The organism is Pelagibius sp., from assembly GCF_965249265.1.
In the GTDB taxonomy this organism is placed as follows: Bacteria; Pseudomonadota; Alphaproteobacteria; order Kiloniellales; family Kiloniellaceae; genus Pelagibius.
In genome coordinates this window covers 3404283-3423114 of record NZ_OZ252224.1, presented here as the reverse complement: position 1 = coordinate 3423114, position 18832 = coordinate 3404283, and the positions used below count along the sequence as shown (strand labels likewise).

The window sequence follows — 18832 nt, the reverse complement described above, 5'->3', positions numbered from 1 at the left end:
GCACAGTCTAACCCGGAAGCGCGGCAGCGTCACCCCGAGCAGGGCGGCGGAAATCCCTGTAAAGCGCGGTGGCCCAGCCGACGCAGGGCCGGTCGCGATAGGCCTCCATGATCCTTCGCTGCGCCTGCCAGGGGGGCAGGGTGCCATAGACCGGATGCTCGGCCGGAAAGATGATCGGTGACAACAGGCTGGCGACGGCGATGTCCGCGCGGCCAAGGCGATCGCCGACGAGAAAGCGGTTCTGGCCGCTGACCAGCCGGTCGAGATGGTCCAGTTCTCTCTCCAACGCCGCCCGGGCGTCCGGGATGTCTTCGGCTGTTGCCCTCAATCCTCTCATAATTGCCCGGCGCGAAATCGGCCACATCAGCGGCGCCAGGGGCCGTTGCCACCAGATGGCGCCGCGAAACAGCACAGCCGCGACCGCGCGGCTTTCCCTGCCGAGCGATGTCGCGTAGATGAGCCGGCGGACGGCAACGCCGAGGGCATTGTCCGCCCATGCCTCAAGCTCTGCAATCTCCGCTTTCTCTGCCGAGGACACGCCCGACCGCCAGTTCATCCCACCGCTCGCCTCGGCCCAATCCGTGATCCGGCCGCTGCCTTGGATGATTGTCTTTGAATGACACAGGATGGGAACCAGGCTCTGCGGAGCAAGGCGCCGCGCCGACAGCAGGTGGGGCCCGGGTGCCCAGCGGACCTCCCGGTATCGTACGCCGGCAAGGTCCAGCGCCCAGCGCGCTTTCTCGCAGTAGTGGGAGGGGCCGAAAGTGAAGAGTGTTGCCATTTGTCACATTGCCCGGTCTGTCATTGCTAGATACGACGGTTGCAGGCGGTGGATCACCAGGATTGCCGCGATAAGGCAAAACGGCATTGTGAGAAAGCGATTATGATACGCCACATCGTTCTGTTCCGGGCCAGGCGTTCGGAGGATGTTGAAGCCATTCGGACCGGCTTGGAGCGACTGAAGGAGATTCCGGCGGCTGCCCGATTGGAGGTGGCGCTGAACGGTCGGCAGGATGCCTGGTCGAACGAAATCGATGTGGTTGTATATGGCGAATTCGCCGATGCTGGCGCCTTGGAATCCTATAAGGCGCATCCGTTGTATGATGAGGCCGTGCGTCTTGTGCGGCCGCTGCGCGATCTGCGCTTTGCCGCTGATTTTGAGACACAGGCCGATTGAACAAAGATCGATCGGCAGGCCCATCTCTATCCGGTGATGGAGGAAGACTGACATGCAGATCGAACTGAGCGACGAGCGGCAAACCGAGTTCAAAGAACAGCTCAAGGCGCTGTTCCTAACCGAGTTCGAAGTGGATCTGTCGGACTTTCGCGCCGATGCCGTCCTGGGACTATTCCTGAAAACACTCGGTCCCGCCGTCTACAACCAGGCGGTACAGGATGTGCGGGCGCATCTGCAGGTCAGGCTCGACGACCTGGAGGGCGAAGTCTATGCCGATGATTGAAGGGTTTTAGGGTTGCAGTCGCGCTTCAAGTTCGGCGAGCCAGTCCTCGACCCGCGCCTTGTTGACCCCCAGATCCGAATAGCCGTATTTCGAACGCGAGAAAACCGCCAGGGCACTGCCGCCTTCGACCGCCATCACCTTGACGGTGACGAAGTCCGGAAAGCCCATCAGTTGAGATCTGACCATCACGGTCATATGGCCCGCTGCGGCAGAACCCTGGATTAAGCTGCTGCGCGGCATGGCGCCGGCCAAGGCTTGGAATGCAGAGGCCAAAGTCTCCGGCGTCGTATCGAAGACCGGAGCGGGCCCATCGCCGCCCTCCGGCCGCAACAGATAAAAGTTCTCCGCGTCGGGCCTTTCAACGGTCATCGGGTCGACATGCCAGTCTTCGGGCGTCACCGGCGCAAAGCGTACGAAAAGACCGACCGCCACCACGCCCAGGATGATCAGTAGCAAGCCTCTGAACAGATACTTCATCGCCCGTCCTTGTTTGGCAGCGCCGGTTGCGTCACGCGATGGCGCGTCTGAGTGTCCTACAGCAGTCGTCGCCGATATGAAACTGTGTTAGGCTCTTTGCCACAGCGTTTACAGAATAAGAACAGGGCTTTACCCAGCTCTGGCCTGCGAGGGAATGCGACATGCCCAGCGTATTGAGCCCCGACCAAAGGGCCGCTTACGATGCCGATGGCTATGTTGTCGTCCGCGGCTTCTTTGATGCCGAAGAAGCGGCGCTGCTGAAGCGGGCGATGGAACAGGACCCGGCGATCCGCAGTCACTTCTACAATCGCGGCGACAATGACGGCGGCAACACCAAGATGGCCTTGTGGAACCATCCGGGCGACAGCGTCTACGGCATGGCGGCGCGCTGCCTGCGCATGGTCGACACCATGGAGGATCTGCTGGGCGGCGAGGTCTATCACTACCACTCCAAGCTGACGGCCAAGGAGCCTTTTGAGGGCGGTGCCTGGGAATGGCATCAGGATTACGGCTACTGGTATCACAACGGCTGTCTGTTTCCGCTCATGGCCTCGGCGATGATCGCTCTGGACCGCTCGACGCGGGAGAACGGTTGTCTGCAGGTCTTGAAGGGTTCCCATCTTTTGGGCCGGGTCGAACATAGGCTTCTGGACGGTGAGCAGATGGGCGCCGATCTGCAGCGGGTCGAGGAGGCGCAGAAGCATCTGGACACCGTTTATGCCGAAATGGATCCGGGCGATGTGCTGCTGTTCCACTGCAACACCCTGCACCGCTCCGACCAGAACCGCTCTGAGCTCAGGCGCTGGACCATGATCAGCTGCTACAACGCCGCCCGCAATGATCCCTACCTCGACCATCACCATCCGCGCTACACGCCGCTTCAGAAGGTGACGGATGATGCCATCAAGGCAGCCGGTCTGGCTTTTGCAGGTGCTGAGGATGAATCGGCCTTTATGGTCGAGGCGGTCGCGCCCAGCGAGATCCGGGCTAAGCGAGATTCGGGCTAAGTAAGATCAACGAAAACGACGGATGCTGAAGCGGCCTGAAATGACGGCCCGCCGCCCATTGTCTGCGGCGGGTGCTGGCCGGGCATCCAGATCCCGCCGGTTTGCGTAGAACCTCCTATGCGAAGGAATTTCTTGCGGCGGCTTCTGTCGCTCACCCCGCTGGCGCTGCTCGGTGCCTGCTCCGGAGCCGACATTCTGAACGGATTGACCCCGAAAGAGGGCTACCGCGTTGAGACCGCGATCGCCTACGGCGATGACGAGCGCCATCGTCTCGATCTTTACACACCTGATACGGGCGATCCCGCGGCGCTGGTGGTTTTCTTCTACGGCGGATCTTGGGAGAACGGAGAGCGCGGCGACTACCTTTTCGTGGGCGAGGCCTTCGCTTCCCGGGGTGTCGCCGTGGCGGTGCCCGATTACCGGCTATATCCCGATGTGCGCTATCCGGCCTTCCTCGAAGATTCAGCCGCCGCGGTTGCCTGGGCACACCGTCATCATCAGGGGCCGGTCTTTCTGGTCGGTCACTCCGCTGGTGCTTACAACGCGATCATGCTGGCACTGGACGGCCGCTGGCTGGGTGCCGAGCAATTGCGGGCCTGCGATACCTTGGCCGGGGCTGTCGGTCTGGCCGGACCTTACGATTTTCTGCCGCTCCAAAGCGTCAGCCTGAAGGACATTTTTGGCCCGGAGGAAACCAGGGAAGATACCCAGCCGATCAACCACGTGAATGACTCCGCACCGCCTTTGCTGTTGTTGAGCGGCGATGAAGACGGCATCGTGTCGCCGCGCAACAGCCGCGTTTTGGCCGAGCGTCAAGAGGCGGCGGGCGGCAGGGCGCAGGCGCGCTTTTATCCCGGTCTCGGACACCTGCGGCTGGTCGGGGCGTTGTCGCGTCCGCTGCGCGGTTCAGCCCCTGTCCTCGATGACATTGTCGCCTTTGTTCAACGAGAATCCGCAGGACGGCATCGCGGCTGCTGAGCGTTTACTCCGCCGCAGCCTGCAGGGCTTTACGAAAGGCGGAGAAGCGGCGCCGGTAGTTGCCGGGACTCATCCCCACCTTGCGGCGAAACAGGCGCCGGAAAAAGCTGGCGTCTTCGTAGCCGATTTCGTTGGCGATCGCCTCGATGGGCAGGTCGTCGGATTCCAGCATCTGCTTGGCTTCTTCCAGGCGCAGCGTGTGTACATAGTCCAGGGGCGCCATGCCCGTTGCCTTGGTGAAGCGCCGTTTGAAGGAGCGTTCCGGCAGGCCGCTGAAGGCGGCCATGGCGCCGACGGGACCGGCCTCGGCGTAGTGGTCGGCGATCCATTCCTGGCTGGCGGCGATGCGGTTGTCCTCGACCTGGCGGCTGCGGGCGAGGGTGGCATAGGGAAGCTGGCCGTTATGATGCCAGTCCAGCAGATAGATCCGGGCGATCCGCACGGCCTCTTCCTGGCCGAGAAAGCGCGCCACGAGATAAAGCGAGAGATCCTGCCAGGAGGTGCCGCCACCCGCTGTGATCAGGCGTTGGCCCGGCCCCGAGGCCACCAGGGCGCGGGCGGGATGGACCTTCACCTGCGGATAGTCCCGGGCCAATGTCTCGGTGAACCCCCAATGCGTGGTGGCATCGCAGCCGTCCAGCAATCCGGCCTCACCCAGCAGCAGGCTGCCGGAACAGGCCGCTGTCAGGGTCGCGCCCCGGTCGTAGCAGGACCGCAGCCATTCGACGGTGGCCGCATGACAGCCGGCGATGGGCTTTCCCGGCGGGAGGTGAAGGTCGGGGATGCAGATGATCTGCGGCGGCGGGCAGTCCGCGATGCTGACCTGCGGCGTGATCGGCACGCCGTTGGCGGCGGCGAAGGTCTCCGTCGTCTCGCCGACCACATAGGATTTTATGGCTGGCTTACCGGGAACACCGGTGGTGATGAAATCCCAATCGCGCCCCGCCGAGCAGAAAACGTCATGCATCCCGTAGAGCGTGGAGGCGGAACTCTCCGGCGTGGCGAGGATGGCGGCGGTTATGGGAGTCTTGGCGGAAGGTGCCTGCATGACCGATTCAACCCGTTTTCGACCTGTTTGACTTTGGTGCGACGGATGAAAGGAGCGTAGAACCCCTGCGCCGCGTCTTCTACCTACGAAATTGGAGACTGCCGGGATGTCCTCCGCCGTCCAAAATCCTCAGAAAGCCGACTTCGATACCCAACGCAGCGAAGCCTTCGAAGCCCGCATGGTCGGGGCCCTCAACGAGGCCTCAATGATGCTGATGACCTCTCTGGGCCACCGCAGCGGGCTTTTCGACGCCCTGGAGGGCGCACCGCTCTTGACGGCCGAGGCTCTGGCGGAGCGCGCCGGCCTGCAGGAGCGCTACGTGCGGGAGTGGCTGGGCGCCATGGTCGTCGGCGGTGTCGTGGATCTGGACGCGGAACAGGGCAACTATCGCCTGCCGGCGGAACATGCCGCTCTGCTGACCCGCTCGGCCGAGGCCAACCTGGCGGTCTTCGCCCAGTACATCGCCGTGCTCGGTAGTGTCGAGGACGACATCCTGGCCTGTTTCCGTGAGGGTGGCGGGGTGCCCTATGCGCGCTACGACCGCTTTCACGAGGTCATGGCCGAGGACAGCGCCCAATCGGTGCTGCCCGCCCTGTTCGATCACATCCTGCCGTTGGCGCCGGGTCTGATGGAGCGCCTGGAGAGCGGCATCCGCGTTCTCGACGCCGGCTGCGGCCGGGGCCGGGCCCTGATGCTGATGGCTGAGCGTTTCCCCAAGAGCCGTTTCCAGGGCTACGATCTTTCCGAAGGCAACATCGCCTGGGCGCGCGCCGAAGTCGTAAGGAAGGGTCTTAAGAATCTGACTTTCGACGCCCGGGATCTGAGCGACTTTGATCGGACTACGTCGGAAGCGACTTTCGATCTGGTCACCACCTTCGATGCCGTGCACGATCAAGGGCAACCCCTCAACCTGCTGAAGGGCATCCACCGCGCTCTGGCTAAGGACGGTGTCTATCTGGCACAGGACATCAAGGGATCGAGCCACCACCATCATGACCGCGATCACCCCATGGGCCCGATGCTCTACACGGTTTCCTGCATGCACTGCATGACCGTGTCATTGGCCCAGGGCGGCGAGGGCCTCGGCGCCATGTGGGGGCGCGAGACGGCGGAGCGCTACTTTGCCGAAGCCGGTTTCACTTCGGTCGAGGTCAACGAACTGGAGCACGACCCGGTGAACTACTACTACCTCTGCCGGCCTTGAGAGGGCTGCATCATTAACGGCAAAGGCCGCCACGGATTATCCGTGGCGGCCTTACTTGATGAACCGGAAAGGTTGAGGTGATCAAGCCGCTCTTGGGCGGCCCCTCGGGGCGTTGCCGCCGGCGCCGTGGCGGCGCGGGGACTGTCCGCCGCCGTTCGGCTTCTGGCCGGAATTCGCGCCCTGTTTGCCGCTGCCGAAGCGCTTTTTTGCGCCGTTTTTGGGCCCGCCGTTCTTGGGTCCGCCTTTTTTCGGCGATCCATTCCCCTTGTTGCCGCCGTAACCACCGCCGCGTTGCTTATTGCGTGGGTTATTCTTGGGGCCGTTCTTGCGGGCCGGTTTCCGGACCGGGTTGTCGTTGGCCGGGGCCTCGCCGATCACCTCCAGGCGCAGCTTGATCAGCCGTTCGATGTCGCGCAGGTAGGCCCGCTCCGTCGCGTCGCAGAAGGAGATCGCCGCACCCTCGGCGCCGGCGCGCGCGGTGCGGCCGATGCGGTGGACGTAGCTCTCGGGTTCGTTCGGCAGTTCGTAGTTGATCACGTGGGTGACGTCGGAAACGTCGATACCGCGCGCCGCGATGTCGGTGGCCACGAGCACCCGGGCGCGTCCCTTGCGGAAGGCGTCGAGGGCCCTTTGGCGCGCGTTCTGCGACTTGTTGCCGTGGATGGCGTCGGCGGAGATGCCGGCCTTTTCCAACTGTTCGGCAACCCGGTTGGCGCGGTGCTTGGTGCGGGTGAAGACGATCACCCGCTTCAGGCCGGGGTCGGCCAGCAGCGATTCAAGCAGCGCCCGCTTCTGCGGCGTGGCGACGTGGTGCACGGACTGGGCGATGCGCTCAACCGTCACCACCTTGGGCGTCACCTCGACCCGCAGGGGGTTGTGCAGCATGTCGCCGGCCAGCTTGGCCACCTCCGCCGGCATGGTGGCGGAGAACAGCAGCGACTGACGGCGCTGCGGCAGGGCTGCCACGATTTTCCGCACGTCGCGGATGAAACCCATGTCGAGCATGCGGTCGGCCTCGTCGAGCACCAGATGGGAAACCTTGTCGAGGCGCAGATGACGCTGGTTCAACAGGTCCATCAGACGGCCCGGCGTGGCGACCACGATATCGAGGCCGCGCGCCAGGGCGCGGACCTGTCCGTGTTGGGAAACGCCGCCCAGGATGACGGTGTGGCGCAGCTTCAATTGCCGGCCATAGACCTTCAGCGCATCGCCGATCTGCACCGCCAGCTCGCGGGTCGGCGCCAGGATCAGGGCGCGGGTCGCCTTGGGTCCGACGTGCTCGCGGTTCTCCGCCAGGCGTTGCAGGAGAGGCAGGGAGAAGGCGGCGGTCTTGCCGGTGCCGGTCTGGGCGATGCCCAGCATGTCGCGGCCCTTCAGCAGCGCCGGGATCGACTGCGCCTGAATCGGCGTCGGGGTGGTGTAGTTCGCTGCGGCCAGTGCGTTCAGCAGCGGCTCGGCGAGGCCGAGATCGGTGAACTTCGCGTCTTCTTTGTTGGAAGAGGCGGTATCGATGTTCTGGGTAGGGGTACTGGTATTCAAAACAGAGTCCTTTTGCGCCGAGCGCGCCTTCCGTTCAGGCCCACAGCCCTTCAGACAAGCCAAAACGCCGGTTAGCGCGTTGCCGTCATCCACGCGCACCTGGAGCAAACGGAATTTTTTGGGAAAAGATGGATCTCGGGATGAGAGGCGCCCCCGCCAGGAGAGGCCTTTCGCGCGATCGCGAGATATCGATGAGCGCTAGATGCCTCTTTTCGCTCCCTAAGTCAAGGAGAGTTATGTTGCATTGCACACAAAAGGGGCCGGAAAGGGCAGAAACCCTGGGGTTCAGAGCCCTTACCCTCCCAACAGAGAAGAGCCCTGTCGCCGGCCTTGCCAGTTTTACTCTACCCCACCACCCGTCGATAGAGATGCCAGGTCGCGTGGCCGAGGACCGGCATGACGATGACGAGGCCGAGGAAGAGGGGGAGGGAGCCGAGCACCAGGGCGCCGGCGACGATGAGGCCCCAGAGCGCCATGGTGCCGGGGTTGACCGCGACGGCGCGCAGCGAGGTGCCGACCGCGGTGCCGATGCCGACCGGGCGGTCGAGCAGCAGCGGGAAGGAGACGACGCTGATGGCCAGCACGATGAGGGCGAAGAGGAAGCCGACCCCGCAGCCGATGAGGGTCATGGTCCAGCCGGCGGAGGTGGTCAGCACGTCGGCGATGAAGGCGCTCATGGAGACCGGCGGCTCCGGCCCCAGGGTCGCCATGTAGATCAACTGGGCGGCAGTCAGCCAGAAGAAGAACAGCATCAGCAGGACCAGCCCGAGGATGGTGATGGCCCCGAAGGAAGGCTGCCGCACCATGCCGAAGGCGTGCAGCCAACTCGCGGGCAGGCCGCGCTCCCGGCGCCGGCTCAGTTCGTAGAGCCCCACCGCGGCGACAGGGCCGACCAGCGCGAAGCCGGAGGCGAGGGGGAACAGCAGCGCCAGCAGATTCTGGTTCAGGGCCGCATAGACAAGCACGATGCTGATCGCCGGGTAGATGATGCAGAGGAAGATCACATCGCTGCGGTAGGTGGCGAAGTCGTTGAAGCCCTGCTTCAGCGCGTAACGCAGGTCGGCGGCGCCGATCCGGTTGACACGGGGCCGTGTCCGCCCGCTTGCGGTTTCGCTGCCCTGCAGGGCATTGCTGGTGGACTCGATGGCATGGCCCGCATCCTTCAGGGCGTCCATGCCCCACTCGATGGGGTTCCGGATGGTATCCATGATGCTCCCTCGCAGGTTTCGGTTCGGCTACCGCATCCGGCTCCGGCCGGACGCTTGGCAGCGTTCACCGGCCGCAAGAAAGCCGGAATCTGTTTCTTTCCGATAGCTTACGCCAAGTTTCGGGCTTCGTCTCTTCACAACTGGTTGTTTTCTCAGACCGGAATGGCGGAGCCGTCCGGATGCCTTGTGTTGAGCGGTCTTGCGGGGCCTGTGTCATTGGATGAATAGTGCGCCCGATGACGGAGAAACCCTCGATTCTCAGTACGGGCCCCGATTTCGGGGCCGACTTTCAGGCAAAGCTCGAAGAGCTTTTGGTCTGGCGGCGCGACGTGCGGCACTTCCGCCGTGATGCGCTGCCCGAGGGGCTGCTGGAACGGCTGCTGGGTCTGGCAGCACTGGCGCCCAGCGTCGGCCTCAGCCAGCCCTGGCGTTTTGTGCGGGTGATCTCCGTCGAAAGCCGGGCGCGCGTGATCGAGAATTTCGAGGCTGCCAATGCCGAAGCGCTGGCCGACTACAGCGGCGACCGCGCCGCGCTTTACGCGAGGCTTAAACTGGCGGGGCTGCGCGAGGCGCCTGAGCATCTGGCGGTCTTCGCCGATCTGGCGCCGGAGGCGGGGCAGGGGCTCGGCCGACGCACCATGCCGGAGACGTTGCAGTACTCCACCGTCTGCGCCGTTCACACCCTTTGGCTGGCCGCGCGTGCTGCCGGTGTCGGGCTGGGCTGGGTTTCGATTCTCGATCCCCAGCGCCTCACCCGGGATCTTGCGGCCGACGAGACTTGGCGGCTGGTCGCCTACCTCTGTCTCGGCTACCCCGAAGCGGAGCACGACGATCCGGAACTGCAAAGACAGGGCTGGCAGGCGCGCGCCGAAACCGGGCCGGTGGTCCTGACCCGCTAAGCCGCTCGAACCCTTCGCTGCAAAGGTCGAGAGCCCTTCCTATCTAGAAGGAGCGGCAAGGCTGCTGTCTTGCTGGTTAACAAAAGGGAGTGGGAAGCATGGCGGAACGACAATCTTGCGTGATCCTGGGTGTTGGCCCGGGCCTGGGTGCGGCGGTGGCACGGCGCTTTGCGGCCGGCGGCTATGCGGTGGCGCTGGCCGCCCGGCGGCCGGAGCGGCTGGGCGATCTGGTGGCGGAGATAACGGCCAGCGGCGGAGTTGCACAGGCCTATCGGGCCGATGCAACCGAAGAGGCCGATGTGGTCGCCCTCTTCGATGCGGCAGAGCGCGATCTCGGCCCAGCGGCGGTCGCTGTCTTTAATGCTTCCGGCCGGGTGCGCAAACCGATCGCCGAGATCGAGGCGCAGGAATTCATCGATGCCTGGATGCGGGGCTGTTTCGGCGGTTTCCTGTTGGGCCGCGAGGCTGCGCGGCGCATGCAGCCGCGCAAGGCCGGGACCATCCTTTTCACGGGCGCGACGGCGAGCACAAAGGCCTTTCCGCTCTCCGCCGGCTTCGCGGTCGCGAAATTCGGTCTGCGCGCGCTCGCCGAATCCATGGCCCGGGCGCTGCAGCCGGAAGGAATCCATGTCGCCCACTTCGTCATCGACGGTGCCATCGGCAGCGATGGCGGGAATGCGAAGCTGAACCCGGCCGCCATTGCCGAAACCTACTACCAGACCCATGCGCAGCACCCCAGCGCCTGGTCGAGCAGCGTGGAACTGCGGCCCTGGACCGAGAATTTCTAGAAGCCGGGTTTTGGGGCTGCAGACCATAGCTGCGGCAGGTCCGGCCGAGGGCTGGAGGGCGCGTGACAAATTCTGGCCCCCGCGGTTTCGCGGAATAGGGCCGGTCCTTCGGCGTCTTGCTTGCAGCCACAAAACGGGAAGACCGCCCATGCGCATAGCCGCCGGCGCCTTTCCAGATCCAGAGAGGGCTTTGCGATGCTGAAGTTTCTACCGGTTGCCGTCGTTGCCGTTCCCCTTGCGCTGCTGGCCGGTTTCCTGCCGGGACAGGAGGCCCGCGCCGCCTCGAACGGCCTCTTGCAGCTCGTCCAGGCAGAGAACACGGGCTTCAGCGACGGCCAGTTGGAGGCCTATGTATCGGCGGTGGTGAAGATCCAGGAGATCGACAAAGCCTGGCAGCCGCGCATCGAAGAGGCGCAAACATCGGGCGAAGCCGCCGACCTGACGCGTAAGGCAACAGAGCGCATGATCGCAGAGGTCGAGGCTCAGGGGCTCACGGTGCAGGAGTACAACTCGATCACCCAGGCCGCCGAAAGCGACGACCAGCTCTATGAACGCATTCTGACGCTGCTCGCCGAATCCCGCTGACCGTTGAGCGCGGTGCCGACCTGGGTCGCGACGCGGCGGATCTTGCGGGCCGCGGCGCTATCGGGCAGTTGCCATGGATCGGCGGAAGCTTCGGCCTGCAGTGTGCCGTCCCGCATGGTGAGTTCGGCCCCCAGGCTCTGCATCAATCGGCGCAAGCTGTGATTTTCCGTCAACAGGCTGCCGTGAAAGCTCTCCACCCCTGCCGCCACCGCCGAAGCGCCGAGCGCTCCCAACAACACCTTTGAAACACCCTGGCCCTGGTGCCTGTCGCAGACGGTCAGGGCGACCTCCGCCCGGGACGGCTGCGTCTTGTCGCGGACGTAGCGGCCCAGCGCGATAGGGAAGTCCTCCGGCCTTTTCGACGGATCGATCACCAGCCAGGAGACATGGTCACGCCCATCGGTCGTCGTCAGATAGTCGAGGTCCTTCTTGCTCAACTTCACGCCGTGGCTGTGGAAGCGCGAATAGAGCGTGCGCGGTGACAGCAGTTTAAGGGCCTGCTCGATCATTTCCCGGTCTTCCGGGCAAAGCGGGCGAACCAGATAGTTGGTTCTCTTGTCGGCGGTAACGGCAATGGTGTCAGGCATCAGGCCCTCCTGTATCAGCGTTTTGCCGCGGCGTCCTTTGCTTCGATTGAAAGTTTGACGCTCTTGCACCTCTCTTGGCAAGCTCCGGGCGGTGGAGACAGGTCGCTGGACGCAATTCCTCTGCCAAGCAGGAAAGGTTGAGCCGCAGGCTCTTTGGCGATGAACCTGATCTTTCGTCTCATCAAAGTTCTGTTCGCTGCGCGCTTTGGTGCGGCGCTTGCCGCGCTGGATGTCTCGGTTATCAGCCTGCGGGTCTGGCCAAACGATCTCGACTTCAATCTTCACATGAACAACGGGCGCTATCTGACCTTGATGGACCTCGGGCGGATCGATCTGATGGCGCGCAACGGCGCTTTGAAACTGTTTCGCCAGCGCCGCTGGATGCCTGTTGTTGCGGCACAGACAATTACCTTCCGCCGGTCGTTGAAACCCTTTCAGCGTTTCGAATTGCACACCCGCGTCGTCTGTTGGGACGAAGACTTCGTCTACATGGAACAGATTTTCATGTCCGAAGGACGCATCGCCGCCCTGGCGCTGGTCCGTGCGGCCTTTGTCGAGGACGGCCACAGGCTCACCTCGGCAACCGTGCTGGAGGCGCTCGGCCTGCATCGCCGCTCCCCGCCCATGCCTTCCGGCATCAAGGCCTGGACCTCGGTGGAGGATTGGCACCGTGAGGTGAATGCCGCTGACGTGCATCGGCGTGAAGCTCTGCCGAAAAGCGAGTCGCCGGAAGAGCCATAGGCTTGAACGTCATCGAAAGCCTTCCCAGTGCGTTGCGGAGATGATAGCCTCTAAGGCGCCAAGCTACTGAAATGGAACAATAAAAAGTCCGGTTTGGCGCTTCTAAGGAGGAAAGCGCCGATGGAAAGACTGACCCTGCATTCCCTGGCAGCCCGTCCGGTTTCAGTACCTCTTGATCCGCCCTTGACCGCGGCAAGCGGCCAGGTTCCCGAAGCGCCGCTGGTTTTGATCGATCTGCACAGCGAAGAAGGCGTTACCGGCTGCGCCTATCTTTTCTGCTACAGCCCTGTCGTCATGGGGCCGATTGCCGAGACCCTGCGCAACATCGAGCCCATGGTGAAAGGCGCTGCCGTCGCCCCGCAAGACCTCGACCGGCTGCTGCGGGCGCGCTTTCGGCTGCTCGGCGTGCAGGGGCTCGTCGGTATGGCGATGGCGGGCCTGGACATGGCGGCCTGGGACGCGCAGGCCAAGGCGGCGGGCGTGCCTCTGGTGCGTCTGCTTGGCGGCGCACCCGCTGCGGTTCCGGCCTACGACAGCCATTCCATGCTCACCGCCGAAAAGGCAGCCGAGGCCGCGGCGGCAGCCTGCGAAAGCGGCTTTCGTGCCTTCAAGGTCAAGATCGGCCATGCCACGATTGCCGAGGATCTTGCTGTGATCCGTGCGGTCCGTGACGCAGCCGGCCCGGACATGGCAGTCATGGTTGATTACAACCAGTCACTCTCGGTGCCCGAAGCCCTGGCGCGCACCGCCGTTCTCGACAATGAAGGTCTCGCCTGGATCGAGGAGCCGACCATTGCGGAGGATTTCGCCGGCCATGCGAAAATTGCCAGGGAAACCCGCACGGCGATCCAGTTCGGCGAGAACTGGTGGGGGCTGCCGGATATGCAGAAGGCGGTCGCCGCCGGCGCGTCGGACCTGGCGATGGTGGACGTCATGAAGATCGGCGGCATCACCGGCTGGATGAAGGCGGCCGCCCTGGCCGAAGGCGCGGGCCTGCCCGTATCGAGCCATCTCTGGCCGGAGGTCTCGGCCCACTTACTGGCGGTGACCCCGACGGCGCACCTGGTGGAGTATCTCGATCTTGCCGCCGCAGTCCTGCAGCAGCCGGCGGAACTGCGCGACGGCAAGGTCTTGATCCGTGACGAGCCGGGCAGCGGCGTTGCCTGGGACGAAGCTGCCGTGGCGCGCTTCGCGGTTTGACGGGCGCTGCGGGGTCTCCGGACAAAGGCGTTTGTGCGGGACTGGCGGAACCAGCGGTTAAGGTGCTATCCTGTTGTTTCACCTGCCAAACTGATCGTTCGGATCCGGAAACTTGCCGAACCCTGCGTCAGACCGGCCCCGGCCCAAGGTCGATGCCGGCCTCGTAATCGTTTTTGTCGTTGCCGTCGCTGCCGGCGCGCTCTGCTACATGCTGAAGGGCCCTGGGGTCTTTTGGTCGGTGCTGGGCGACGACCTCTGGCTGCTGCTGGCCATCGCCCCAAAGGTGCTGGCCGGCGTGTTGCTGGCCGGGCTCCTGACGGTGCTGCTGCCGCGCGAGCAGGTGGCCCGCTGGATGGGCTCGCGCTCGGGCTTCAAGGGCCTGGCCCTGGCGTCCTTGGCCGGCGCGCTGCTGCCCGGCGGACCGATGATGACCTTCCCGCTGGCGGTGGCGCTGGGGGCGGCGGGTGCCGACATCGGCACCGCGACGGCCTTCATCGCCGGTTGGGGCCTGCTGAACGTGAGCCGGACCTTGGTCTGGGAGTTCTCGTTCTTTGACGGGGACTTTGTACTGCTGCGCTATGGCCTGAGCCTGTTGCTGCCGATCCTGCTGGGCTGGCTGGCCCGCCAGCTCTTCGGGCGCGCGAAAGCGTTGGCCGAAGGGCAGGGAGGGGCGGAGTGAGCATCATCATCGCCTCCGCCCTGCTTTATGGCGCCGTTTTGGCCTTGGGCTGGCTCGCTTTCCGCCGCGGCGGCGATGCGGTTCCCGAAGCTTGGAGGATCGCCTGGGAGCAGGGTCTTTCCGTGGCGCCGCGTATCATTCTCGCGGTGATCGGTGCCGGTTTCATCGCCGCCCTGGTGCCGCCGGAATGGGTGGCAACATTCGTCGGGCGGGACACGGGCTTCATGGGTTTGCTGTTGGCCAGCCTCATCGGTGCGCTGACTCCGGGCGGACCGATGCTGGCCTTCGCCGTCGGCGGTGCGGCGATGGAGGTCGGGGCCGGGACGCCGCAGATGATGGCTTTCGTTTCCGCCTGGTCGCTCTACAACCTCAACCGCGTGCTTGTCTGGGAGGTGCCGATCATGGGACACCGTTCGACCCTGCAGCGCTTCGTCATCGCGCTTCCCCTGCCGGTTCTTATCGGCCTCGCGGTCGGACAGATCGCGATCCTCTGAGCGGCGGATTCTCCGCCGTCGCGTTTGCGGCAAAGTTGGTCGATTGTGCGCTTGGCTAAAAGAAGCATCGCCTTATACTCGGGCTTCGCCCCGACAGGCCGCTAACTGCTTTGCGTGCCTATGGTTTTCGTTCTCGGTTGTAAAGGTTCCTTACGATGTTCTCCGCCCTTTTTCTCGGTTTCCTCATCGGTCTGCAGCACGCTTTGGAAGCGGATCACGTCGCTGCCGTCGCAAGCATCGTCTCAGGCGAGCGCAAGCTGGGCTCCGCCATCCGCCACGGTGCGGTCTGGGGCCTCGGCCACACCCTTACCCTCTTGCTGCTCGGCGGCATCGTGGTGCTGGCCGGTGAGGCGATTCCCGAGATCTGGGCCCAGAGTCTGGAACTTCTGGTGGGTGTGATGCTCGTTGTCCTGGGGCTGGCGGTGCTGCGGCGTCTGTGGCGGGACAAGGTGCACTTTCACCTGCATCGCCATGCCGACGGCGTCACCCACCTGCATGCCCACAAGCATGAAGCCGACGAAGGCCCCCACGACGCGCGCCATCATGAGCACGAACATCCGGCGGGCCTGCCGCTGCGCAGCCTGGCGGTCGGCATGATGCACGGCTTCGCCGGTTCGGCGGCGCTGATCCTGCTGGCCCTCGCCTCCGTCACCTCGACCTCCATGGCGCTGGGCTACATCCTGGTCTTCGGGATCGGCTCCATCGTCGGCATGGCGCTGCTTTCCGCCGTCATCGCCGTGCCGCTGGGCTACACCGCCGGGCTCTTCACCTGGGCCAACCGGGCGCTGCAGAGCGCGGTGGGCCTTGTGACGATCGGGGTCGGCGGTTTCATCGTTTACGGCATCGCCGTGGCCGATTGGGGCCTTATCTAGGCTACACAGCCGCTCAGACACGACTTTGCCAGACATCGCAGCGGTCACGTAACATGGGTTGTGTGCCGCTGCGCGGCTCGTCAACCGCCGAGGGCGACAGACTTTCGTCCGGGATTCTTGCCGGTCTGGCGATCGTGGTCCCGGATGAACTGCTTGATGCGCGGCGCGATCTTCTTGCGCCACTTGCCGCCGTTGAAAAGGCCGTAGTGCCCGACGTCCTTTGCCAGATAGTAGTCCTTCATCGTGTCGGGCAGGTTGGGCGTGATCTCCAGTGCTGCCTTGGTCTGGCCGATGCCTGAGATGTCGTCGAGTTCACCTTCGACGCAGAGCAGGGCAGTCTCTTTGATCTGCTCAGGCAGCACCGGATGCCAGCGGGCGATCATCTTGCCTCTGGGCAGTTCGTGGTCCTGGAACACGGTCTTGACCGTCTGCAGATAAAACTCCGCCGGCAGGTCCATCACCGCGCGGTACTCCTCGTAGAAGGCGCGTTTCTTGTCCGCCGCTTCTTCGTCGCCGCGCACCAGATGATCGAACAGCTCGCCGTAGGAGGTGAGGTGGCGGTCGTAGTTCATGGCGATGAAGTTGGTGAGCTGTATGAAGCCCGGATAGACCTTGCGGAAGACGCCGGGATAGGGCGGCGGTACCTGAACGACTACATTGTTCTCGAACCATTCGATCGAGTTTTCCTTGGCCAGTTTGTTGACCTGCGTGGGCGACTTGCGGGTATCGATGGGCCCGCCGATCATGGTCAGCGTGGCCGGCAGACAGTTGTCGCCCCAACCGGACATGACAGAGACGGCGGCGAGCGCCGGTACGGAAGGCTGACAGACAGCGATGATGTGGGTGTTGGGGCCGAGCACATGCAGGAAATCGATGAGATAGTCGATGTAGTCGTTCAGATTGAAGCGGTCGTCGGTGACGGGGATCATCCGGCAATCGCGCCAGTCGGTGACGAAGACATCGTGGTCCGGCAGCATGGCCTCGACGGTGCCGCGCACCAGGGTCGCATAGTGGCCCGAGAGCGGCGCGACGATCAGCAGCTTGGGGGCCTCCGGACGCTCACTTGCCTTCTTGAAGTGCAGAAGGTCGCAGTAGGTCCGTTTGATCACCACCTCTTCCTCGACCGCGACGTCGACGCCGTCGATAGTGGTGGTATCGAGCCCCCAGTTCGGTTTGCCGTAGCTGCGTGTCAGATGCTCGAAGATGTCTGCCGCCGACTCGATTGAGCGCGCCATCGGCGAGTTGGTCATCGGGTTCATCGGATGATTCAACATCATCCGCAACCCGTCGCTCATGGCGCGCGCCGGCGCCATGGAAAGACGGGACATCTCGTGCAGATAGTAAAGCATTGGGCTGCTGTCTCCCTTATCGGGCTGCTGCGCCGGGACGGGCAGTCTTCACAGCCGTGATACTTGCCCGGCTGGCGGCAGCGGGAGCCTAGGCTCAACAGCTTGATGATGGCTTAATGAGAGTTAACTGATTAGAAAAGTTGAGTTTTTCTCAAAAGAAGACACTTCTGAGAGCGGCGTGTCTCCGCTCCGGGTCCGATAGGGTTGGGGGTGAGCGCGGCGCTCTAGCTGTGAGCTTTCAACAGGTTGTCCACTCGGCCCCGACCGAGGAAGCTGAAGTTGCTGAAGCTTTAGCGAACCCGGAGGGACCGAATGGACATCCACAAGAATGCCCGTCTGACACCGCATAGTCGAGGCGAGCTGGTACGCCGGGTGCTGTTCGACGGGCAGAGCTCAAAGGCCGTGGCCGTCGCCCTCGGGGTCTGCGAGCGAACCGTCCGCAAATGGCTCAAACGCTATAACGACGAGGGGCTGGCAGGCCTGGCGGACCGTTCGTCCCGGCCGTACCGCCTGCACCAGCCGACGCCACCGGCCAAGCTCCAGCGCATCGAGACCTTGCGCCGACAACGCTGGACCGGTCAGCAGATCGCCGCCGAGGTCGGCGTGTCGCCAGCCACGGTCAGCCGCGTCCTGAGACGCCTGGGGCTCAACAGGCTGAGTGCCCTGGAGCCGGCCGAGCCGGTGCGACGCTATCAGCGAGAGCGTCCCGGCGAACTGATCCACATCGACATTAAGAAGCTCGGCAAGAAGCTCGGCCGGTTCTCCAGGACCGGACACCGCATCACCGGCGATCGCAGCGGGCAGAGCCGAACCCGCGGCATCGGCTGGGAGTTCGTCCACGTCTGCATCGACGACAGGTCCCGCCTCGCCTTCAGCCAGATCTTGCCAGACGAGCGAAAACACAGCGCCGTCGCCTTCCTGGAGGCCGCCGTCGCCTACTACAAAAGCCTCGGCGTCATCGTCGAGAGGGTCATGACCGATAACGGCTCCTGCTATCGCTCCAAGGACTTCGCAAAGGCCTGCAAAATCCTCGGCCTTAGACATATCCGCACAAAACCCTTCACCCCCAAGACCAACGGCAAGGCCGAGAGGTTCATCCAAACCGCACTCAGGGAATGGGCCTATGCCAGGGCCTACCAGACTTCCGAACAGCGCGCCCAGGAACTGCCACTATGGCTCCACCGCTACAACTGGCACCGACCCCATGGTAGCCTCAATGCCAAGACACCAATCAGCCAAATCGGCATAGCCAAGGACAACCTGTTGAGGCTCCACAGCTAGAGCAGAGCCGGGTTTGATGGAATCGCTTTAGCGATCCATCCAACCCGGTGAATCTGCTCTAACCATCTGATGGCGATCAGATTCACATGTTTTGGCGCAATCACGAAGTGGTTCCGTCAAAACATGATCCGATCTAGTGCTGGCGGGCGCGGACGATGATGCTCTTGATGGTTTCCTCACCCAGGGCGCGGCAGGCTTCCAGACGGTGCAAACCTTCGATCAGGACGAAGCGTCCGTTGCCCTTGCGCACGGAAATCGGCAGCTTCAGGCCTTCTTCCATAATGCTTTCGGCCAGTTCGTCGACCTGGGCGGGTTTCAGGGTGCGCTTGCGCTTCGCCGGCACGTAGATCTTGGCAATCGGGATCTCAATGCTTTCCATCGTCCGTTCGACCATCCGCGCCTCCTGATACCTTTGTCCGTCCCAATCGGTGTTTTT

22 protein-coding genes are annotated in these 18832 nt (G+C 63.7%); 14 read left to right on the top strand and 8 right to left on the bottom strand.

Annotated features, from left to right (window positions below; translation table 11 throughout):
* Window positions 1-7 precede the first annotated feature (7 nt).
* Window positions 8-781: a glutathione S-transferase family protein gene (locus ACP146_RS16350; protein ID WP_422367814.1), complete on the bottom strand. Its 774-nt coding sequence runs from the start codon at window positions 779-781 to the stop codon at window positions 8-10.
* A gap of 48 nt (window positions 782-829) precedes the next feature.
* Between ACP146_RS16350 and ACP146_RS16345 the strand changes: the two genes are divergently transcribed.
* Together ACP146_RS16345 and ACP146_RS16340 are read left to right on the top strand one after the other, a co-directional pair.
* Window positions 830-1177 (top strand): Dabb family protein, encoded by a 348-nt coding sequence (locus ACP146_RS16345; protein WP_422369664.1) that lies wholly within the window; start codon window positions 830-832, stop codon window positions 1175-1177.
* Between the two features lie 52 nt (window positions 1178-1229).
* Window positions 1230-1460, top strand: a complete 231-nt coding sequence (locus tag ACP146_RS16340) for a DUF2164 domain-containing protein (protein ID WP_422367813.1) — start codon at window positions 1230-1232, stop codon at window positions 1458-1460.
* 6 nt (window positions 1461-1466) lie between these two features.
* On the opposite strand, the gene ACP146_RS16335 is transcribed toward ACP146_RS16340, so the two are convergent.
* Entirely contained in the window at window positions 1467-1937 is a 471-nt protein-coding gene (locus ACP146_RS16335; RefSeq protein WP_422367812.1) for a DUF1499 domain-containing protein, read from the bottom strand.
* 161 nt (window positions 1938-2098) lie between these two features.
* Here ACP146_RS16335 and ACP146_RS16330 point away from each other — a divergent pair, with 161 nt between their 5' ends.
* Window positions 2099-2944, top strand: coding sequence for a phytanoyl-CoA dioxygenase family protein (locus ACP146_RS16330; RefSeq protein WP_422367811.1), 846 nt, complete (start codon window positions 2099-2101; stop codon window positions 2942-2944).
* A 132-nt stretch (window positions 2945-3076) separates the two neighbouring features.
* Window positions 3077-3922, top strand: coding sequence for an alpha/beta hydrolase (locus tag ACP146_RS16325; RefSeq protein WP_425032862.1), 846 nt, complete (start codon window positions 3077-3079; stop codon window positions 3920-3922).
* A 4-nt stretch (window positions 3923-3926) separates the two neighbouring features.
* Here ACP146_RS16325 and ACP146_RS16320 read toward each other — a convergent pair whose 3' ends face one another.
* Entirely contained in the window at window positions 3927-4970 is a 1044-nt protein-coding gene (locus ACP146_RS16320) for a GlxA family transcriptional regulator (protein WP_422367809.1), read from the bottom strand.
* 106 nt (window positions 4971-5076) lie between these two features.
* Here ACP146_RS16320 and ACP146_RS16315 point away from each other — a divergent pair, with 106 nt between their 5' ends.
* On the top strand, window positions 5077-6174 hold the full coding sequence (locus tag ACP146_RS16315) for a class I SAM-dependent methyltransferase (RefSeq protein ID WP_422367808.1): 1098 nt from the start codon (window positions 5077-5079) through the stop codon (window positions 6172-6174).
* Between the two features lie 81 nt (window positions 6175-6255).
* Here the strand turns inward: ACP146_RS16315 and ACP146_RS16310 are convergent, their stop codons facing one another.
* Complete coding sequence (locus tag ACP146_RS16310; protein WP_422367807.1) at window positions 6256-7713, bottom strand: DEAD/DEAH box helicase; 1458 nt, start codon at window positions 7711-7713, stop codon at window positions 6256-6258.
* Between the two features lie 344 nt (window positions 7714-8057).
* A complete protein-coding gene (locus tag ACP146_RS16305) occupies window positions 8058-8921 on the bottom strand; it encodes a DUF2189 domain-containing protein (protein ID WP_422367806.1) in 864 nt (287 codons plus the stop codon).
* 236 nt (window positions 8922-9157) lie between these two features.
* Between ACP146_RS16305 and bluB the strand changes: the two genes are divergently transcribed.
* The 3 genes from bluB to ACP146_RS16290 all read left to right on the top strand — a co-directional run bounded on the left by bluB (window position 9158) and on the right by ACP146_RS16290 (window position 11193).
* Complete coding sequence (gene bluB, locus ACP146_RS16300; protein WP_422367805.1) at window positions 9158-9820, top strand: 5,6-dimethylbenzimidazole synthase; 663 nt, start codon at window positions 9158-9160, stop codon at window positions 9818-9820.
* Between the two features lie 98 nt (window positions 9821-9918).
* Window positions 9919-10608 (top strand): SDR family NAD(P)-dependent oxidoreductase, encoded by a 690-nt coding sequence (locus ACP146_RS16295; protein WP_422367804.1) that lies wholly within the window; start codon window positions 9919-9921, stop codon window positions 10606-10608.
* Between the two features lie 195 nt (window positions 10609-10803).
* Entirely contained in the window at window positions 10804-11193 is a 390-nt protein-coding gene (locus ACP146_RS16290) for a DUF4168 domain-containing protein (RefSeq protein ID WP_422367803.1), read from the top strand.
* Here ACP146_RS16290 and ACP146_RS16285 read toward each other — a convergent pair.
* The gene (locus ACP146_RS16285) at window positions 11154-11780 is read right to left on the bottom strand and encodes a GNAT family N-acetyltransferase (protein ID WP_422367802.1); all 627 of its coding nucleotides are present in this window, start codon (window positions 11778-11780) and stop codon (window positions 11154-11156) included. The genes ACP146_RS16290 and ACP146_RS16285 overlap by 40 nt on opposite strands.
* Window positions 11781-11939: 159 nt before the next feature.
* Between ACP146_RS16285 and ACP146_RS16280 the strand changes: the two genes are divergently transcribed.
* The 5 genes from ACP146_RS16280 to ACP146_RS16260 all read left to right on the top strand — a co-directional run bounded on the left by ACP146_RS16280 (window position 11940) and on the right by ACP146_RS16260 (window position 15766).
* Window positions 11940-12521: a thioesterase family protein gene (locus ACP146_RS16280; RefSeq protein ID WP_422367801.1), complete on the top strand. Its 582-nt coding sequence runs from the start codon at window positions 11940-11942 to the stop codon at window positions 12519-12521.
* Between the two features lie 120 nt (window positions 12522-12641).
* Window positions 12642-13721, top strand: a complete 1080-nt coding sequence (locus ACP146_RS16275) for an enolase C-terminal domain-like protein (RefSeq protein WP_422367800.1) — start codon at window positions 12642-12644, stop codon at window positions 13719-13721.
* Window positions 13722-13833: 112 nt separating this feature from the next.
* Window positions 13834-14400 (top strand): permease, encoded by a 567-nt coding sequence (locus tag ACP146_RS16270; protein ID WP_422367799.1) that lies wholly within the window; start codon window positions 13834-13836, stop codon window positions 14398-14400.
* A complete protein-coding gene (locus ACP146_RS16265; protein ID WP_422367798.1) occupies window positions 14397-14894 on the top strand; it encodes a hypothetical protein in 498 nt (165 codons plus the stop codon). The genes ACP146_RS16270 and ACP146_RS16265 overlap by 4 nt, the downstream gene beginning before the upstream one ends.
* A gap of 155 nt (window positions 14895-15049) precedes the next feature.
* Window positions 15050-15766 carry a hypothetical protein gene (locus ACP146_RS16260; protein ID WP_422367797.1) on the top strand — a complete coding sequence of 239 codons (717 nt, stop codon included), beginning with the start codon at window positions 15050-15052 and terminating at the stop codon, window positions 15764-15766.
* Between the two features lie 80 nt (window positions 15767-15846).
* Here the strand turns inward: ACP146_RS16260 and ACP146_RS16255 are convergent, their stop codons facing one another.
* Window positions 15847-17115: a polyhydroxyalkanoate depolymerase gene (locus ACP146_RS16255; RefSeq protein ID WP_422367796.1), complete on the bottom strand. Its 1269-nt coding sequence runs from the start codon at window positions 17113-17115 to the stop codon at window positions 15847-15849.
* 312 nt (window positions 17116-17427) lie between these two features.
* Here ACP146_RS16255 and ACP146_RS16250 point away from each other — a divergent pair, with 312 nt between their 5' ends.
* A complete protein-coding gene (locus tag ACP146_RS16250) occupies window positions 17428-18396 on the top strand; it encodes an IS481 family transposase (RefSeq protein WP_422367795.1) in 969 nt (322 codons plus the stop codon).
* A gap of 133 nt (window positions 18397-18529) precedes the next feature.
* Here ACP146_RS16250 and ACP146_RS16245 read toward each other — a convergent pair whose 3' ends face one another.
* Entirely contained in the window at window positions 18530-18790 is a 261-nt protein-coding gene (locus tag ACP146_RS16245; protein WP_422367794.1) for a ParB N-terminal domain-containing protein, read from the bottom strand.
* Between the last annotated feature and the right edge of the window lie 42 nt (window positions 18791-18832).

Excerpts from the sequence above, each read along its gene's own strand:
- ACP146_RS16350 (WP_422367814.1), bottom strand. The coding sequence starts at position 781 with ATGGCAACACTCTTCACTTTCGGCCCCTCCCACTACTGCGAGAAAGCG.
- ACP146_RS16340 (WP_422367813.1), top strand. The coding sequence starts at position 1,230 with ATGCAGATCGAACTGAGCGACGAGCGGCAAACCGAGTTCAAAGAACAG.
- ACP146_RS16335 (WP_422367812.1), bottom strand. The coding sequence starts at position 1,937 with ATGAAGTATCTGTTCAGAGGCTTGCTACTGATCATCCTGGGCGTGGTG.
- ACP146_RS16330 (WP_422367811.1), top strand. The coding sequence starts at position 2,099 with ATGCCCAGCGTATTGAGCCCCGACCAAAGGGCCGCTTACGATGCCGAT.
- ACP146_RS16320 (WP_422367809.1), bottom strand. The coding sequence starts at position 4,970 with ATGCAGGCACCTTCCGCCAAGACTCCCATAACCGCCGCCATCCTCGCC.
- ACP146_RS16315 (WP_422367808.1), top strand. The coding sequence starts at position 5,077 with ATGTCCTCCGCCGTCCAAAATCCTCAGAAAGCCGACTTCGATACCCAA.
- ACP146_RS16305 (WP_422367806.1), bottom strand. The coding sequence starts at position 8,921 with ATGGATACCATCCGGAACCCCATCGAGTGGGGCATGGACGCCCTGAAG.
- bluB (WP_422367805.1), top strand. The coding sequence starts at position 9,158 with ATGACGGAGAAACCCTCGATTCTCAGTACGGGCCCCGATTTCGGGGCC.
- ACP146_RS16295 (WP_422367804.1), top strand. The coding sequence starts at position 9,919 with ATGGCGGAACGACAATCTTGCGTGATCCTGGGTGTTGGCCCGGGCCTG.
- ACP146_RS16290 (WP_422367803.1), top strand. The coding sequence starts at position 10,804 with ATGCTGAAGTTTCTACCGGTTGCCGTCGTTGCCGTTCCCCTTGCGCTG.
- ACP146_RS16285 (WP_422367802.1), bottom strand. The coding sequence starts at position 11,780 with ATGCCTGACACCATTGCCGTTACCGCCGACAAGAGAACCAACTATCTG.
- ACP146_RS16280 (WP_422367801.1), top strand. The coding sequence starts at position 11,940 with ATGAACCTGATCTTTCGTCTCATCAAAGTTCTGTTCGCTGCGCGCTTT.
- ACP146_RS16275 (WP_422367800.1), top strand. The coding sequence starts at position 12,642 with ATGGAAAGACTGACCCTGCATTCCCTGGCAGCCCGTCCGGTTTCAGTA.
- ACP146_RS16260 (WP_422367797.1), top strand. The coding sequence starts at position 15,050 with ATGTTCTCCGCCCTTTTTCTCGGTTTCCTCATCGGTCTGCAGCACGCT.
- ACP146_RS16255 (WP_422367796.1), bottom strand. The coding sequence starts at position 17,115 with ATGCTTTACTATCTGCACGAGATGTCCCGTCTTTCCATGGCGCCGGCG.
- ACP146_RS16250 (WP_422367795.1), top strand. The coding sequence starts at position 17,428 with ATGGACATCCACAAGAATGCCCGTCTGACACCGCATAGTCGAGGCGAG.
- ACP146_RS16245 (WP_422367794.1), bottom strand. The coding sequence starts at position 18,790 with ATGGTCGAACGGACGATGGAAAGCATTGAGATCCCGATTGCCAAGATC.